Origin of the sequence: Umezawaea sp. NPDC059074, from assembly GCF_042738955.1 — a bacterium.
In the GTDB taxonomy this organism is placed as follows: Bacteria; Actinomycetota; Actinomycetes; order Mycobacteriales; family Pseudonocardiaceae; genus Umezawaea.
The window spans coordinates 1-14,308 of sequence record NZ_JBHYHC010000105.1 but is presented as its reverse complement, the minus strand read 5'-3'; the positions used below and the strand labels follow the sequence as shown (position 1 = coordinate 14,308).

At 71.7% G+C, this 14,308-nt stretch carries 12 protein-coding genes and 1 pseudogene; 8 read left to right on the top strand and 5 right to left on the bottom strand.

From position 1 onward, the window contains the following. The first annotated feature begins 24 nt into the window (after nucleotides 1-24). The gene (locus ACFWW9_RS33920) at nucleotides 25-489 is read left to right on the top strand and encodes a pyridoxamine 5'-phosphate oxidase family protein (protein ID WP_390386229.1); all 465 of its coding nucleotides are present in this window, start codon (nucleotides 25-27) and stop codon (nucleotides 487-489) included. Nucleotides 490-695: 206 nt separating this feature from the next. On the opposite strand, the pseudogene ACFWW9_RS33915 reads toward ACFWW9_RS33920, so the two are convergent. Continuing rightward, nucleotides 696-1,301, bottom strand: a pseudogene (locus ACFWW9_RS33915) (NADPH-dependent F420 reductase); the annotation flags it as partial. 103 nt (nucleotides 1,302-1,404) lie between these two features. On the opposite strand from ACFWW9_RS33915, the gene ACFWW9_RS33910 reads away from it, so the two are divergent. The 3 genes from ACFWW9_RS33910 (at nucleotide 1,405) to ACFWW9_RS33900 (ending at nucleotide 5,146) form a co-directional block, all read left to right on the top strand. Further along, nucleotides 1,405-2,001 carry a TetR/AcrR family transcriptional regulator gene (locus ACFWW9_RS33910; RefSeq protein ID WP_390386228.1) on the top strand — a complete coding sequence of 199 codons (597 nt, stop codon included), beginning with the start codon at nucleotides 1,405-1,407 and terminating at the stop codon, nucleotides 1,999-2,001. A 725-nt stretch (nucleotides 2,002-2,726) separates the two neighbouring features. Continuing rightward, nucleotides 2,727-3,191 (top strand): hypothetical protein, encoded by a 465-nt coding sequence (locus ACFWW9_RS33905; RefSeq protein ID WP_390386227.1) that lies wholly within the window; start codon nucleotides 2,727-2,729, stop codon nucleotides 3,189-3,191. Further along, nucleotides 3,188-5,146: a M48 family metalloprotease gene (locus ACFWW9_RS33900; RefSeq protein WP_390386226.1), complete on the top strand. Its 1,959-nt coding sequence runs from the start codon at nucleotides 3,188-3,190 to the stop codon at nucleotides 5,144-5,146. Before ACFWW9_RS33905 ends, ACFWW9_RS33900 begins: the two co-directional genes overlap by 4 nt. A 28-nt stretch (nucleotides 5,147-5,174) precedes the next feature. On the opposite strand, the gene ACFWW9_RS33895 is transcribed toward ACFWW9_RS33900, so the two are convergent. Further along, nucleotides 5,175-6,917, bottom strand: a complete 1,743-nt coding sequence (locus tag ACFWW9_RS33895) for an ABC transporter ATP-binding protein (RefSeq protein ID WP_390386236.1) — start codon at nucleotides 6,915-6,917, stop codon at nucleotides 5,175-5,177. Between the two features lie 26 nt (nucleotides 6,918-6,943). Next, complete coding sequence (locus ACFWW9_RS33890; RefSeq protein ID WP_390386225.1) at nucleotides 6,944-8,635, bottom strand: ABC transporter ATP-binding protein; 1,692 nt, start codon at nucleotides 8,633-8,635, stop codon at nucleotides 6,944-6,946. 160 nt (nucleotides 8,636-8,795) lie between these two features. On the opposite strand from ACFWW9_RS33890, the gene ACFWW9_RS33885 reads away from it, so the two are divergent. From ACFWW9_RS33885 to ACFWW9_RS33875, 3 genes are read left to right on the top strand one after another with little or no spacing between them, the layout of a single operon-like run. After that, the gene (locus ACFWW9_RS33885; RefSeq protein WP_390386235.1) at nucleotides 8,796-9,773 is read left to right on the top strand and encodes a FecCD family ABC transporter permease; all 978 of its coding nucleotides are present in this window, start codon (nucleotides 8,796-8,798) and stop codon (nucleotides 9,771-9,773) included. After that, the gene (locus ACFWW9_RS33880; protein WP_390386224.1) at nucleotides 9,770-10,822 is read left to right on the top strand and encodes a FecCD family ABC transporter permease; all 1,053 of its coding nucleotides are present in this window, start codon (nucleotides 9,770-9,772) and stop codon (nucleotides 10,820-10,822) included. Before ACFWW9_RS33885 ends, ACFWW9_RS33880 begins: the two co-directional genes overlap by 4 nt. Continuing rightward, entirely contained in the window at nucleotides 10,819-11,631 is an 813-nt protein-coding gene (locus ACFWW9_RS33875; protein ID WP_390386223.1) for an ABC transporter ATP-binding protein, read from the top strand. Before ACFWW9_RS33880 ends, ACFWW9_RS33875 begins: the two co-directional genes overlap by 4 nt. A gap of 337 nt (nucleotides 11,632-11,968) precedes the next feature. Here the strand turns inward: ACFWW9_RS33875 and ACFWW9_RS33870 are convergent, their stop codons facing one another. After that, nucleotides 11,969-12,583 (bottom strand): hypothetical protein, encoded by a 615-nt coding sequence (locus ACFWW9_RS33870; protein ID WP_390386222.1) that lies wholly within the window; start codon nucleotides 12,581-12,583, stop codon nucleotides 11,969-11,971. Between the two features lie 60 nt (nucleotides 12,584-12,643). On the opposite strand from ACFWW9_RS33870, the gene ACFWW9_RS33865 reads away from it, so the two are divergent. After that, entirely contained in the window at nucleotides 12,644-14,050 is a 1,407-nt protein-coding gene (locus tag ACFWW9_RS33865; RefSeq protein WP_390386221.1) for a hypothetical protein, read from the top strand. 70 nt (nucleotides 14,051-14,120) lie between these two features. On the opposite strand, the gene ACFWW9_RS33860 is transcribed toward ACFWW9_RS33865, so the two are convergent. Continuing rightward, nucleotides 14,121-14,308, bottom strand: a 188-nt coding sequence (locus ACFWW9_RS33860; protein ID WP_390386220.1) for a hypothetical protein, incomplete at its 5' end; no start/stop codon positions are given.

Genomic DNA, 14,308 nt, shown 5'->3' with positions numbered 1-14,308 from the left:
AATTCACTGAAATACCGTCGCCGCATGACGATGGTAGACACGACGTCCGAGGTCGAGGGCCTGGTCCGCGACACGCTGGCCGCGCACCAGTCCTTCTTCCTCGCGACGACCAGCGAGGCGGGCCCGTGGGTCAACGGCGCGTACTTCGCCGAGACCGGCCTGTTCACGCTGTCCCTGGTGCTGGAGCAGCGCGGCCGCACCCTGGCGGCGATCCGCCGCAACCCCCTGGTGTCGGTGATCATCTCCACGGGCTCGCCCGCCGACCCGTTCCTCCAGGCCCAGGCGACGGCCACCGTCGTCACCGGCGCTGAGGCGGACGAGGTCCGCCGCGTCCTGCTCGCGAAGGTCCCGCAGGCGGAACCGTTCCTGAGCGCCCCGATCGAGGCCGTGACGCTGAAGGTGACGGCTTGGCGCGCCACCGACATCCCGAACGGCTGGCTGCCGGGCCGCGACCTGGTCGACATCCCGGACGCTCGCACCCACGCCTGACCCACCTTCCGGCCAGGCCCACCTTCCGGCCTGACCCACCTTCCGGCCAGGCCCTGTTCCGGCCAGGCCCCGTTCCGGTCGGGCCCCGACCCCCCGAGCCTGCGCGGCTTGCCGCGTCGGGGTCCGACCGGCGGTCGCGTTTCCCTCTCGGCGGGCGCACCCCAGGCAGCGGCCCGTCATGGGAAGTCCTTGGTGCGCAGGAGGTTCTAGTCCTCCTTCAGCAGGTGCACCCCGGACAGCGGGCCGCCGAGTTGCATCAGCGTTCCGCCCGCTCGCAGTCCGCCGAGGTCGATCGGGGCGAAGCCGAACGAGTCCGCCAGCTTTCCCAGGAGTTCCTTCGCGTCGGCGTCGTCGCCCGCGAGGAACAGGACTTGGCGTCCGGCCTCCCGCTTGGGTTCGGCGGCGAAGCGGCCGGCGAACATCGTGTTGAACGCCTTCACCACCCGCGCTCCCGGCAGTTGGGCGGCCACGACCTCGCTGCTGGTCTGGTCCCCAAGGTCCGCGACCACCATGGTGGGGGTGACGCTGGCGAACTGGTTCGTCGCGTCCACGACCACCCGGCCGTCCCACGCGGGCAGGTCGCGCACCGACTCGGCGATCTTCGTCCACGGCACCGCCAGCACCACCAGGTCGGCGGTCGCGACCTCCGCGGGGGTGGCGGCGGAGGCGAGCGGCCCGAGTTCGGCGACCAGGTCCGCCAACGACTCCGGCCCGCGGCTGTTGGACAGCACCACCTCGTGCCCGTGGGCGACGGCGTGCCCGGCGATGGCCTTGCCGACAGCGCCCGCACCGAGGAAACCGATCCTCATGACGTTCTCCTGAAGTGGTGGGTAGGGTTATTGATGACGATCGTCATTGGAGTTAATGATGACGACCGTCCTCATAAGTGTCAAGGCGAACGGTGAGGAGGAGTCCGTGCCACGGATCTCCCAGCAGGACAAGGCCCGCAACCGGCAGAACATCGTCGACGCCGCGAGCAGGCTCTTCCGCTCTCGCGGCGTCGACAGGGTCGGCATCGACGACCTGATGAAGGCGGCGGGCCTCACCCACGGCGGGTTCTACAACCACTTCCCGTCCAAGGACGCCCTCGCCGTCGAGGTCTACGGGGCCGCGTTCGAGCGGTCACTGGGCCTGCTGGCCCAGGAAAGCGCGGACGGCCCGGACGAGGACGGCACGGTCGTCACCCGTGTGGTGAACGGCTACCTGTCCCCACAGCACCGCGACGACCCCGACGGCGGCTGCCCCTCGGCCTCCCTGTGCATAGACGCGTGGCGCCAGGACGACGAGGTCCAGTCCGCCTACGCGACCGGCGTCCACGGCTACCTCGACGGCTTTGCCACCGAACTGACCCGCGAACACCCCGACCTGACCCCGGCGGAGATCCGTGAACGGTCCGTTCGCCTGCTCAGCGAACTGGTCGGAGCCATGGTCCTGGCCCGCTCGATCCGCCGAGTGGAACCGGACCTGTCAGACGAGTTCCTCGAGACCAACCGCCGCCACCTGACGGACTGACCTCAACACACCAATCCGGAACGGCCACAACGCCACACGGAGATCCCTCCCACCACCAAACCCAAGCCGACAAAGCCGAGGTCCCGCAGCCGGCAACCGCCCCAAACCCCGGCCGCGATCCCGAGACCTGCGACCAACCCGATCCCACCACCGAAGCCCCGCCGAGTCGCGCGGTACGCGGCTGTCCCGTGCCTGCCACCGAAGCTCGGCTGTGGTTCCGCAGCCTGCGGCTGCTTCGCTCCCGCCGGGGCCCGCGGTTCGCGACCGACCCCCGTATCCGCCGAACCCCGGCCGCGGTCCCGAGGCCTGCGACCAACCCGATCCCACCACCGAAGCCCCGCCGAGTGCCGCGGTACCCGGCCGCCCCGTGCCTGCCACGGAAGCTCGGTCGAGTCGCGCGGTACGCGGCCGCCCCGTGCCTGCCACCGAAGCCTCGCCGTGAGTCCGCCGCCTGCGGGTGCTTCGCTCCCGCCGAAGCCCGTTCGGGTCCTGCGGTTCGCGGGCGGTCCACCTGCCGCTGAAGCTCGGCTTCGGTCTTGAGGCTGCGACCGCCCGCACCTACCTCCGAAGTCGTGTTCCTCCGCCCGGCCCACCGATCCGCCCGGTGCCCCTTCAGCGCCATCCCACTAGGCACACCCGGTGACAAGGTCATCGAAGCGGGGGACCAAACGGACTTCGGGGGCTAACGTTCGCTGCCGGAGCCGTGATCCACAGGGGAGTCGTTGATGACCACCGTGTCCGTGCACGACCTGGCCAAACGTGTTGTCGAGGCGGTGGCGCCCGGCGAGCTCGCGTCGTTCGAGCCGGTTGCCGCGCCGTACCTCGACCACCCGGCGCGCGCCGAGCGGCGGTTGCGGCGCGGTGATGACGATCCGCTCGGCTTCGGGCTCGGGGACGCCGTGGAGATGGTGACGCCCGTTGTCGCCCTGGTGTCCGGCAGCGTGATCACCGCGTTGTCCGACGGGTTCGGTGAGGCCGTGAAGGGTGGCGTGGGCAAGGTGTTCCGCAAGCTCACCAAACGCCGGGCGGTCGAGGCTCCCGTGCGGGCGTGGTCCGAGGACGAGTTGGCGAAGGTGCGGGCGACGGCACTGGTGCGGGCCAAGGCGTTGGGGGTGCGGGAGGCGAAGGCCGAGGCGCTCGCCGACGCGATCGTGGTGGCCCTGCTCTTAGAGCGCGACGGTCGAGGATGAGGCCCCCGTCCCGGCTGGAGGTCCGCGCGTTCCCGTCGGACACGACGCCGCTGCTGGTCCTGCTCGCCGCGATGGTGTTGTCGAACGTCCTGTTCGCGGCGATCTGGCTCGCGGGCCTGGACTACGGCGGCGCGACCGTCGGCAACGTCCTGACGAAGCTGGAGATCCCGCTGTCACCCGCCCTCGCCGGGTGGGGGCTGCTCGTGTGGTGGCGGCTGCGGCGGTCGACACCGCTGGCCACCACGCCGTTCACCGAGGCCGCGGCCGTGATCGGCCGTCTCGTCGCCGAGGCCCGGCTCAAGACCCGGCCCGACGTCCGCCTCGGCTCACGGCTGGGCAGGCGCGCGTTCGTCACGGGCACGCCCGGCAGGCCGTTGCTGCTGATGGGCCCCGAACTGCTCGGCCTGTGCACGACGGGCGAGCGCGGGCGGGTGGTGTTCGAGGCGGTGGTCCGGCACGAACTGGCCCACCTGCGCGCGGGTGACCTGACCGGCTACCAGGTCGTCACCGTGCTGCGGGCGACCATCCCGACCACCGGGTTCTTCGTCCTCTTCACCGCGTGGCTGGGGCTGTTGTACGACGACGCGTCCGCCGGTGACGTCCTGATCGCCGCGGGCTGCGTGGCGGTCCAGGCCTTGATCGCCGAACTGGTCGCGCGGGCGTACCTGCGGGCCCGCGAGCACCAGGCCGACCTGCACGCCACCCGCTACGGCGACGAGGAGGGCCTGCTGGCCGCGGTCGGCGACGCTCCCGTCGCCCGCTCGTGGCTCCGCCGCCACCCCGGCGGCGCGGCCAGGGCGTCCGCGCTGGCCGACCCCGGCAGGCTCCTCGCCACCGCGCCCGCCCAACTGCTGCTGGGCGCGATCGCCGCGGGATCGGCCCTGATCACCCTGCACCACCTGCTGGTGAACGCGGACTCACCGGAGAACGCGGCCGTCCTGACCGGCGTCCTCGTCGGTGTGCCGCTGGCCCTGTTCACCGCCTTCGGCATCTGGCGGGCCACCTGGCGCGCCACCACCGCGGGCGAACGTCCCCGCACCCTCCTGTCCGCCGCGCTCCTGGTCGCGGGTTTGGTGGTGGGCGGCCGCATCGCCCTGTTCCCCGTCGCCTTCGGCGGCAAGGGCCTCCCGCTGACGTGGCCCCTGCTGACCGCGTACGCCGTGGCGTCGCTCCTGCTGTGCCTGTGGCTGACCGCGATGGGCCGCGCCTGGTACCGGCACGACCCGCGCGCCAGCCGCCTGCGGCTGTTCCTCGCCTACGCCGTCCCCGCCACGGCGGTCGTCGGCGGCTGGACCTTCGCCGTCCTGTGGACGTGGTCGGCCCACCTCATCGACGACCTGACCTCCTTCGCCGCCCGCGCGACCGTCCGCGACCTTGCTTTCGGCGTCATCCCGGTGCTGGTGGTCCTGATCGTCGCCGCCACCACCGCGGGCCCTGCCCTCCGCTCCGGCGTCCCCCTCGCCACGGCGATCGTCGCCGCCCTCGCCGTGTCCGGCGGCCTGTACTGGCTGCACGACGCGGTCACGTCGACCCGCGTGTCGACCGTGGAGATCCGCGAGGTCCTGACCGCCACCCCCGGCGGCTGCACGCCACCGCCCACCCCCAGACCCGCCCCGACCGAACGCCGCACCGCGTGCGCCGCCGACGGTTCCGAGCACTACGACCTGGGCCCCGCGGCCTTGACCACCGTCGACGTGCTCACCGCCGCGGCGGTGCAGGACACCGGTTCCGGGAGCTTCGTCGTCGAGGTCACCCTCACCCCCGACGGTGCCACCCGCTGGGCGGCCCTCACCGAAACCCTCGCGACCAAGCGCGCCGCCATCCTGGTGGACGACGTGGTCGAGTCCGCCCCGTACATCGCCGAACCCCTGCGCGGCGAGAAGTTCCAGATCTCCCAACCGTCCACGACCTTCGCCGCCGCGTCCGCCCTCGCCGACCGAATCACGGGCCGGTAGCCCGTGGCGCTTCGGGATCACGACCGGGCTAGCGCTGGTCCGACCAGGCCGCCCACAGTTCGGCGTACCGGCCGCCCGCCGCCACGAGGTCCGCGTGCGTGCCGGTCTCCACGACACGGCCGTGGTCCAACACCACGACCCGGTCCGCGCTCGCCGCCTGCGTGAGGCGGTGGGCGACGAGCAGGCCGCTGCGGCCTTCCAACGCGGCCGTCGCGGCGGCTTCCAGGACGCGCGCGCCCGCGCTGCCCGCGTCGGCCGTGGCCTCGTCCAGCACGGCGATCGGCGGGTCGGCGAGGACCAGCCTGGCCAGCGCCAGCTGTTGGGCCTGGGCGACGGTGAGGCGGTGGCCGCCTTCGCCGACGACGGTGTCGAGGCCGTCGGGCAGGGCTTGGGCCCACGGGAGGGCGCCGACGCGGGTCAGCGCGGCCCGCACCTCGTCGTCGGTGGCGTCGGGTTTGGCGAGCCGGAGGTCGTCGGCCAGGGTGCCCGCGAAGACGTGGACCTCCTGGGTGATGAGGGCGATGGTGCGTCGGGTCGTGGCCGGGCCGAGGGCGACGATGTCCGTGCCACCGAAGGTGACCGTGCCGCGCGTCGGGGTGTGGACGCCCGCGACCAGCTTGGCCAGCGTGGTCTTGCCCGCGCCGCTCGCTCCGACGAGCGCGACCCGTTCTCCCGGCGCGACCGAGAGGTCGACGTCGGCCAGCACGTCGTGGCCGGTCTCGTACGCGTGGCCCACGCCCGCGACCTTGACCGTCGTGTCGGACGGCGCCTCACCGGTGTCGGCGGGCTGCGCGGGCCGGTCCGCCACGCCGACCAGGCGCGACAGGCTCGCGGCGGCCGACTGGGCGTCGTCGGCCAGCGACAGGGCGGCGTTGATCGGGTTGAACAGGCTGTGGAAGTACAGCGCGGCCGCCGTCGCGGTGCCGATGGTGGCGGTGCCGTTGCCCACCAACAGGAAACCGGTGATCAGCAACGCCGACAGGCCGACGTACTCGGCCAGGTTGAGCCTGCTGAAGAACCCGCCCAGCAGCCGGATGCACCGCATGGTCATGCCGACGGCGTGGCTCGACCGCTCGGTCACCCGCCGCACGTGGTCGTCGGTCAGCCCGAACGCCCGCACGGTCGACGAGCCGCCGATGGTCTCCAGGAGTTGTTGCTGCTGCTCGCCGATGGCGATCCGCTCGGCGCTGTACATGGTCTTCGCGTTGCGCCCGTACCAGCGCAGCGTCAGGACCTGCACCGGCGCGGCGACCAGCACCGCCAGCGCGAACCGCCAGTCCAGCACGGCCAGAGCGCCGAGCGTGAGCACGATCGTCAACGCCGACCGCGCCATCAGCGGCAACGCCTGCCGCACGGCTTCGGCGATCTTCGTGACGTCCCCGGTCACCCGTGCCGTCAGGTCGCCGGAGCCCGCGCGTTCGACCTGCTCCAGCGGCAGGGCGAGCGCCCGGTCGATGAACCGCTCGCGCAGTTCGGCCAGCATCCCCTCGCCGAGCCGCGAGATCAGCGCCGCGCCGATCGCGGTCGCGAACCCTTGCGCCACGGCGACCAGGGCCAGCAGCACGACCGGTGTGGTGATCGCGGTCGACGGCTGCCGCGTCGCCACGAGGTCGACGATGGAGCCCAGCAATGGCGCGGTGGCCAGGCCCACGCCGGTGCCCGCGAGCAGCACGGCGATCGTGGAGGCGGTGAGCAGACGGCGCTCGCGCAGCAACACCCGCACGGCCGCCCACGTCTGGGCCGCGGACGCGACGGGGAGGAGTTCGCGCATGGCCGGGTGCTCCGATCCGGTGATGGTCACGCGAGCACCGCCGCGCGGTAGTCGGCGTGCGCCACCAGTGAGGTGTGCGTGCCCTCGGCGGTCAGCACGCCGCCGGTCAGCACGACCACGCGGTCGGCCGTGGCGAGCAGGGCGGGGCTGGTCGCGATCACGATCGTGGTCCGACCCCGGCGCATCTCGCGAATCCCTTGCGCCAGCGCCATTTCCGTGACGGCGTCGATGGCCGTGGTCGGGTCGTGCACGACGAGCACCGGGGGAGCGGCGGCCAGCGCGCGGGCGAGCGCGACGCGTTGGCGCTGCCCTCCCGACAGCGACCGGCCGCGCTCGGCGACGACCGTGTCCACGCCCTGCGGCAGCGCCTCGGCGACCTCGTGCACGGCCGCGGCGGTCATGGCGGCCTTGACGTCCGCGTCACGGGCCGACACCGCGCGGATGTTGTCCACGACGCTGTCGGTGAACAGGTCGGCCTCGTGCGCGGCCACGAGGATCGCGGCGCGCACGAGTGTCGGGTCCACTGTGGACAGCGGAACGCCGTCCAGTTCCACCGACCCGGACTCGGGGTCGACCTCGCGGGCCAGGCAGTGCAGCAGCGCGGTCGCGTCGGCCGGGTCGGCCGCGACGACGCCGACCAGTTCGCCCGGCGCGATGTCGAGGTCCACGCCGCGCAGCGTGCCGTGCGTCAGGCCGCGCAGCCGGACGCCGCCCGCGATCGGCCGCTCGGGCACGACGTCGCCGTCCTCCACGGCGGCGGGCGCGGCGAGGACCGACGCGATCCGCTCGGCCGACGCCCGGCCCATCGCGAACGCGCCGTTGACCCAGGAGATGACGTTCAACGGCCACAGCAGGAACTGCGCCAGTCCGACGGCGGCGACGAGTTCGCCGACCGTGATCGAGCCGTTGGCCGCCAGCGTGCCGCCGACCAGCGCGATCAGCGCCAGCAGCAGCCCGGTGACCGCGAGCATCGACCCGTCGAGCCACGCCTGCGAGGTGGCCGAGCGGATGGCCGCGCTCATCGAGCCCTGGCTGGTGCGGCGGTAGCGGTCGACGGCGGCGCGCTCCGCGCCGAAGCCCTTCAACGCCCGCAGCCCCGCGACCAGGTCGGCCGCGATGCCGGACGCGTGCGCGGCCCGCTCCTGCTCGGCCTCGCTACGGCGTTCCAGCGGCTTGCCGAGCAGGTGCGCGAGTCCCAGCAGCAGCGGTGTGGCGATCAACACCACGAGCCCCAGCACCACGGACACCCGCAGCAGCGCGACCGCGCCGACGAGCAGGCCCGTGCCCGCCGCGACCGCCGTGGGCAGCGCGCGGTTCACGTGGCCGACCCGCTGCGCGTCGCTGGTGGCGATGGTGACCAGCCCGCCCGCGAGCCTGCCGGTCTCGGCACCGCCGCGGTGGTCGAGCACGCGGGAGGTCAACCGGACGCGCAGCGCGTGAGCGGCCCGCTCGGAGGCCAGTTCCCCGGCCTGGAGGCTGATCCGGAAGCTGAACGACAGCACGGCGAACACCACGCCGAGCGCCAGCAGCCACCACACGAGTTCGGCCGTCGCGCCGGTCGCCACCGCGCGGTCGATCACCACGCCGATGATCACCGGGACCAGCGCCTCACCGGCCTGGTGGCCCGCTCCGGCGACGGACGCCGCGGCCACGTCGCGCCACTGGCCTTTGATCGCGGACTTGAGGACATCGCGACCCGTCGGGTCTCCGGCGCGCACCAACCCACCCCATGTATCTGGACAGCCGAACGGGACGGAAGGTAAGGCTACGCTAATCTGGCGGACGGCCAGGAGGTCGGCTTCGACACATGGGGGAGATGCGGTGGACACCGCGGTGCGAGCACGGCCACGGGGCGGCACCAGCCACGCGGTCCGCGCGATGGGGCTGCTCATCGCGATCGGGGTGCTGGTGTTCGTGTTCGTGCTGAGCCTCTGGGTGGGCACGCGGAACATCCCGTTCGCCTCGACGTGGCAGGTCCTCCTGCACAACGACGGCTCGACGGAGGCCGTGATCATCCACGACCTGCGCATCCCGCGCGGCCTGATGGGCGTGCTCGTCGGCGGGGCCCTCGGCCTGGCGGGGGCGTTGATGCAGGCGTTGACCCGCAACCCGCTCGCCGACCCCGGCCTGCTGGGCGTCGAGATGGGCGCGTCGACCGCCGTGGTGATCGCCATCGCCTTCACCGGCGTCTCCACGGTCACCGGCTACATCTGGTTCGCCTTCGCGGGCGCCGCCGCCGCGTCGGTCGTCGTCTACGTCCTCGGCTCGTCCGGCCGCTCCGCCGCCACGCCGGAACGGCTGGTGCTCGCCGGGGCCGCGATCACGGCCGTGCTGGTGGCGTTCGTGTCCGCCGTGCTGGTGCTGGACACGCAGGCGTTCAACGCCTTCCGCTTCTGGGACGTGGGCGCGCTGGCGGGTCGCAAGATGGACGCCGTGGCGCAGGTCGCCCCGTTCATCCTGGCCGGGGTCGTGATCGCGCTGGGCTTGGCGCGCTCGCTCAACGTGCTGGCGCTGGGCGACCAGACCGGCAAGGCGCTCGGCGCGAACCTCGGCCGCACCCGTGCGATCGGCGCGCTCGCGGTCACGCTGCTCTGCGGCGCGGCCACGGCCGCCGCGGGCCCCATCGCGTTCATCGGCCTGACGATCCCGCACGTGGCCAGGATGATCGCCGGGTCGGACCAGCGGTGGGTGCTGCCGTACTCGCTGGTGCTGGCCCCGATCCTGCTGCTCGGCGCGGACGTCGTCGGCCGCGTGGTCATCGCGCCCCAGGAGTTGCAGGTCGGCATCGTGACCGCGTTCCTCGGCGCCCCGGTGTTCATCGCCCTGTGCCGCCGCCGGAAGCTGGCCGAGCTGTGAGCGCCCCGGTGAAGGTCCGCGGCCGGGTCGTCCGCACCGGCGGGGTGTCGTTCCGCGTCCACGACCGCACGGTCGTCGTCTGCCTCGCGCTGCTGGCCGCCGTCGTGGGGATCGGGCTGGTCACCATGACCACCGGCGACTTCGAGCTGACGGTCTCCGACGTCGTGAAGTCGTTGATCGGCCAGGGCGACGGCGCGTCCGACTTCATCGTGCTCACGCTGCGGCTGCCCCGGCTGCTGACCGGGATCCTGGTCGGCGCTGCGCTCGCCGTCAGCGGCGGCATCCTCCAGAGCCTGTCCGGGAACCCGCTCGCCAGCCCGGACATCATCGGCTTCACCCAGGGCGCGGCGACCGGCGCGATCCTGGTCATCGTCCTGGTCGACGGGTCGATGGTCCAGATCGGCGCGGGCGCGCTGGTCGGCGGGGTGGCGACGGCGGTCGTCGTCTACCTGCTGGCGTTCAAGCAGGGCGTGCAGGGCTTCCGGCTGATCCTGATCGGCATCGGGATCAGCTTCATCATGCTGTCGCTCAACAAGTACCTGATCACCCGCGCGTCGCTGACCGACGCGATCGCCGCGCAGGCGTGGCAGGTCGGCGGGCTCAACGGCCGCGGCTGGGAGCACGTGCAGGTGGTCGGGCTCGCGGTCGTGGTGCTGCTGCCGCTGGCGCTGCACTTCGGCAGGCGGCTGGCGCTGATGGAGATGGGCGACGCCACCGCGAAGGGCCTCGGCGTGAACGCCGAGCGCACCCGGCTCGCGCTGATCGCGATCAGCGTCGGACTGGCCGCCGTGGCGACCGCCGCGGCGGGCCCGGTGTCGTTCCTCGCGCTCGCCGCTCCGCAGCTGTCCCGCAGGCTCACCGGGTCCGCGGGCGCGGGCCTGGTCGCGGCGGCCCTCATGGGCGCGCTGCTGCTCACCGCGGGCGACCTCGCGGTGCAACGGCTGTTCTCGCCCGCCCAGCTGCCGGTCGGCTTCGCGACCGGCGCGCTCGGCGGGCTCTACCTGCTCTGGCTGCTGGCCCACGAATGGCGAAGGGGGATCGCACGATGACGCGACTGCGTGCGGAGGACCTCACGCTGGCCTACGACCAGCGCACGGTCGTCGAAGGACTCGGCGTCACCATCCCCGACGGCTCGTTCACGGTCATCGTCGGCCCGAACGCGTGCGGCAAGTCCACGCTGCTCAAGGCGTTGGCGCGGATGCTGAAGCCGACGACCGGCGCGGTGTACCTGGACAGCGAGGTCATCACGACCTACAAGTCCAAGGAAGTCGCGCGCAGGCTGGGGCTGCTGCCGCAGACGTCCATCGCGCCCGGCGGCATCACCGTCGGCGAACTGGTGGCGCGCGGCCGGTACCCGCACCAGCGGCTGCTCAAGCAGTGGTCCGAGCAGGACGAGCTGGTGGTCACCGAGGCGATGCGGCTGACGAACGTCCTGGACCTGGCCGACCGGATGCTCGACGATCTGTCCGGCGGGCAGCGGCAGAGGGTGTGGCTCGCGATGGTGCTGGCGCAGGAGACGGCGATCCTGCTGCTGGACGAGCCGACGACGTTCCTGGACATCGCGCACCAGATCGAAGTGCTGGACCTGTGCGCGGACCTGCACGAGGAACGCGGGCACACGCTGGTGGCGGTGCTGCACGACCTGAACCAGGCTTGTCGGTACGCGACGCACTTGATCGCGATGAAGCCGGGTGAAGGGATTGTGGCGCAAGGGGACCCGTCGGAGATCGTGACGGCGGAGTTGGTGGAGGAGGTGTTCGGGTTGCCGTGTCGAGTGGTGCCGGATCCGGAGACCGGGACGCCGTTGATCGTGCCGTTGAAGAGGCAGAGGGTTTCGGTGGCTGTCGCGGCTGGGTGAGGTTGGGCTGGGTGAGTTTGGCTGGGTGAGGGCGGGTTTCCCGCTTGGTGTGGTGAGCGGTGTGGCTTTGGGTGAGTCCGTGGGATGACTTGTGGGCGAGGGTGTCGCCCCACCCCGCTCGCGCAATTATTTCAACACCCGTTTTGTCTTGTCAAGGCGGGAAAGATGCCTTTACAAAACAAAACGGGTGCGAAGGCGCTTCGGATCGGGGTGGGGCGGGGGGTCTGGGCGACGCCCGAGTTGGGTGCGTCCGCTTTGTCTGCTTGAAGGTCCGCTTGACAAAGGGGAGAGAATGAAAAGTCGGCCAGTTTTTTATTGGTGGCTGACGTCTAATCAATTATAGCACGGAAGGATCGGGCTGCACATGGAGGAATTGCTCGCGGAGCGTGAACGCGTCGCATTCCTGTACGAGAAGCTCGACGGGCAGCGGGTTGTGGCGTTGCGTGCGTTGGAGCGGGCTCTGGGGGATGTGTCTGCGCAGCGGTGGCAGCGGGAGGTCGATGTGCGGGCCTTGTCCGATGAGCTGAGTCGGTTGCGGATCGCTGATGACGGGTTGTGCTTCGGGCGGACCGATCATGTCGACGGTAGTCGGACGTACATCGGGCGGGTCGGGTTGTTCGACGAAGCCGATGGGTATGAGCCGTTGTTGACCGATTGGCGGGCGCCTACCGCTCGGCCGTTCTACGTGGCCACGGCTGCTTCGCCGGAGGGGTTGGTGAAGCGGCGGCACTTTCGTACGCGGGGGCGGTGGTTGCACGATTTTCACGACGATGAGCTGACGTTGGATGGTGTTGCGTTGACTGCGGCGTTGGACGCGCCGCGTGAAGAGGTCATGCGGGACATCGTTGCGACTATTCAGGTTGAGCAGGACGAGATCATTCGGCTCGACCATCCTGGTGTGCTGGTGGTGGAAGGGGGGCCGGGGACTGGGAAGACGGCTGTTGCGCTGCATCGCGTCGCGTACCTGCTTTACACGCAGCGGGAGCGGTTTGCGAAGCGCGGGGTGTTGATCGTGGGGCCGAACTCCGGGTTTCTGAGTTATATCGGCAACGTGTTGCCGTCGCTCGGTGAGACCGATGTGGTGTTCGCGTCGCCCGGTGATCTCATGCCGCGGTTGCGGACCGTGCGCGAGGACGTGCCGGAGGTGCAGCGGGTCAAGGGGAGCCTGGCGATCCTGGACGTGCTGGTCGCCGCTGTGGCGCAGCGGCAGGAGTTGCCGGTCGAGCCGATTCCGATCGAGCTGGAGCACGCCGTGATCGATCTGGACGTGGAGGTGGCGGCCAAGGCGCGTACTGCCGCGCGGGCGGCTGGGTTGCTGCACAACCACACGCGGGCGGTGTTCCACGAGGCCCTGATCGATGTGCTGCTGGACGTGGCGCTGGCTGAGATCGACGAGCCGTGGGACGGCGTTGCGAAGGACGTGCGGCGGGAGTTGTTCGCCAGCAAGGAGTTGAGGGCCGCGGTCGACGTGCTGTGGCCTGCGCTGACGCCGCGGCGGTTCCTGGCCGAGTTCTTCGAGTCGGCCGAGTGGTGCGCGGAGCTGGGTGTGCCGGAGTTGCACCGCGAGGTCGGGCGGGCGTGGACGGTGTCGGACGTGCCGCTGCTGGACGAGGCCGCGGAGCTACTGGGGGAGAAGCCGTTGGCGCCCAAGGAGGAGAAGGCCGAGGAGGAGTACGCGCAGGGCGTGCTGGAGATCCTCGACACCGATCCGACGATGGACCCGGACCTGCTGCGCGCGGTGGACCTCATCGACGCCGAGCACCTGGCCCAGCGGCACACCGAGCGGGACCACCGGTACCTCGCCGAGCGTGCGGCGGCCGATCGTGAATGGACGTACGGGCACGTGGTCGTGGATGAGGCACAGGAACTGTCCGAAATGGACTGGCGGGTGCTGTTCCGGCGCTGTCCCAGCAAGTCCTTCACGATCGTCGGTGACCTGTCGCAGCGGCAGTCCGCCGCGGGCGCGCGGAACTGGGCCGATGTGCTGACCCGGTACGCGGCCGACCGGTGGGTGTACCGCGAGCTGGCCGTCAACTACCGCACGCCCGCCGAGATCATGGACGTCGCCGCCGCCGCGCTGGCCGAGGTCGACCCCACCGCGACGCCGCCGAAGTCCGTGCGGCACAACGGGATCCAGCCGTGGGCCGAGCTGGTCGACGACCTGCCCGCCGCGCTCGCTCGACGCCTTGGCGAGAAGCACGAGGGCACGGTTGCCGTCATCGCCCCCGAGGGCGTGGAGCTGGACGGGCCGGTGATCACGCCGCGGGAGGCGAAGGGGCTGGAGTTCGACACCGTCCTGGTGGTCGAGCCGCACCTGATGACGCCGGGGGAGCGGTACGTGGCACTCACCCGCTCCACGCAACGGCTTGGGGTGCTGCACACCGCGCCGTTGCCGGAGTCGTTGCGCGTGCTTGGGTGAGGCGGGGGTCCCACGGGCGCGGTGGCCCGTGGGACCCGTCGTCGAGTCCTGGTGGTGATGGCGGGCCGCTCTAGTCCGCTCCGGGAAGCCCTTGCGCCACGGAGTCCTTGGTCCTTCCCGTTGGGGGAGGGGTGCGGTGCAGGCGGGGGATGACCTCGGCGCCGAAGAGGCGGATGGCGTCGAGGACGTCGGGTTGCGGCAGGCCGCCCACGTCGACCATCACGAGGTGCGCGTCGAGGTCCAGCAGCGTTCCCAGCC

Coding starts and splice junctions, on each gene's coding strand:
- ACFWW9_RS33875 (WP_390386223.1), top strand. CDS start 10,819: ATGACGCGACTGCGTGCGGAGGACCTCACGCTGGCCTACGACCAGCGC.
- ACFWW9_RS33900 (WP_390386226.1), top strand. CDS start 3,188: ATGAGGCCCCCGTCCCGGCTGGAGGTCCGCGCGTTCCCGTCGGACACG.
- ACFWW9_RS33885 (WP_390386235.1), top strand. CDS start 8,796: ATGGGGCTGCTCATCGCGATCGGGGTGCTGGTGTTCGTGTTCGTGCTG.
- ACFWW9_RS33895 (WP_390386236.1), bottom strand. CDS start 6,917: ATGCGCGAACTCCTCCCCGTCGCGTCCGCGGCCCAGACGTGGGCGGCC.
- ACFWW9_RS33870 (WP_390386222.1), bottom strand. CDS start 12,583: ATGCAGCGCAACAGCCGTCTTCCCAGTCCCCGGCCCCCCTTCCACCAC.
- ACFWW9_RS33920 (WP_390386229.1), top strand. CDS start 25: ATGACGATGGTAGACACGACGTCCGAGGTCGAGGGCCTGGTCCGCGAC.
- ACFWW9_RS33905 (WP_390386227.1), top strand. CDS start 2,727: ATGACCACCGTGTCCGTGCACGACCTGGCCAAACGTGTTGTCGAGGCG.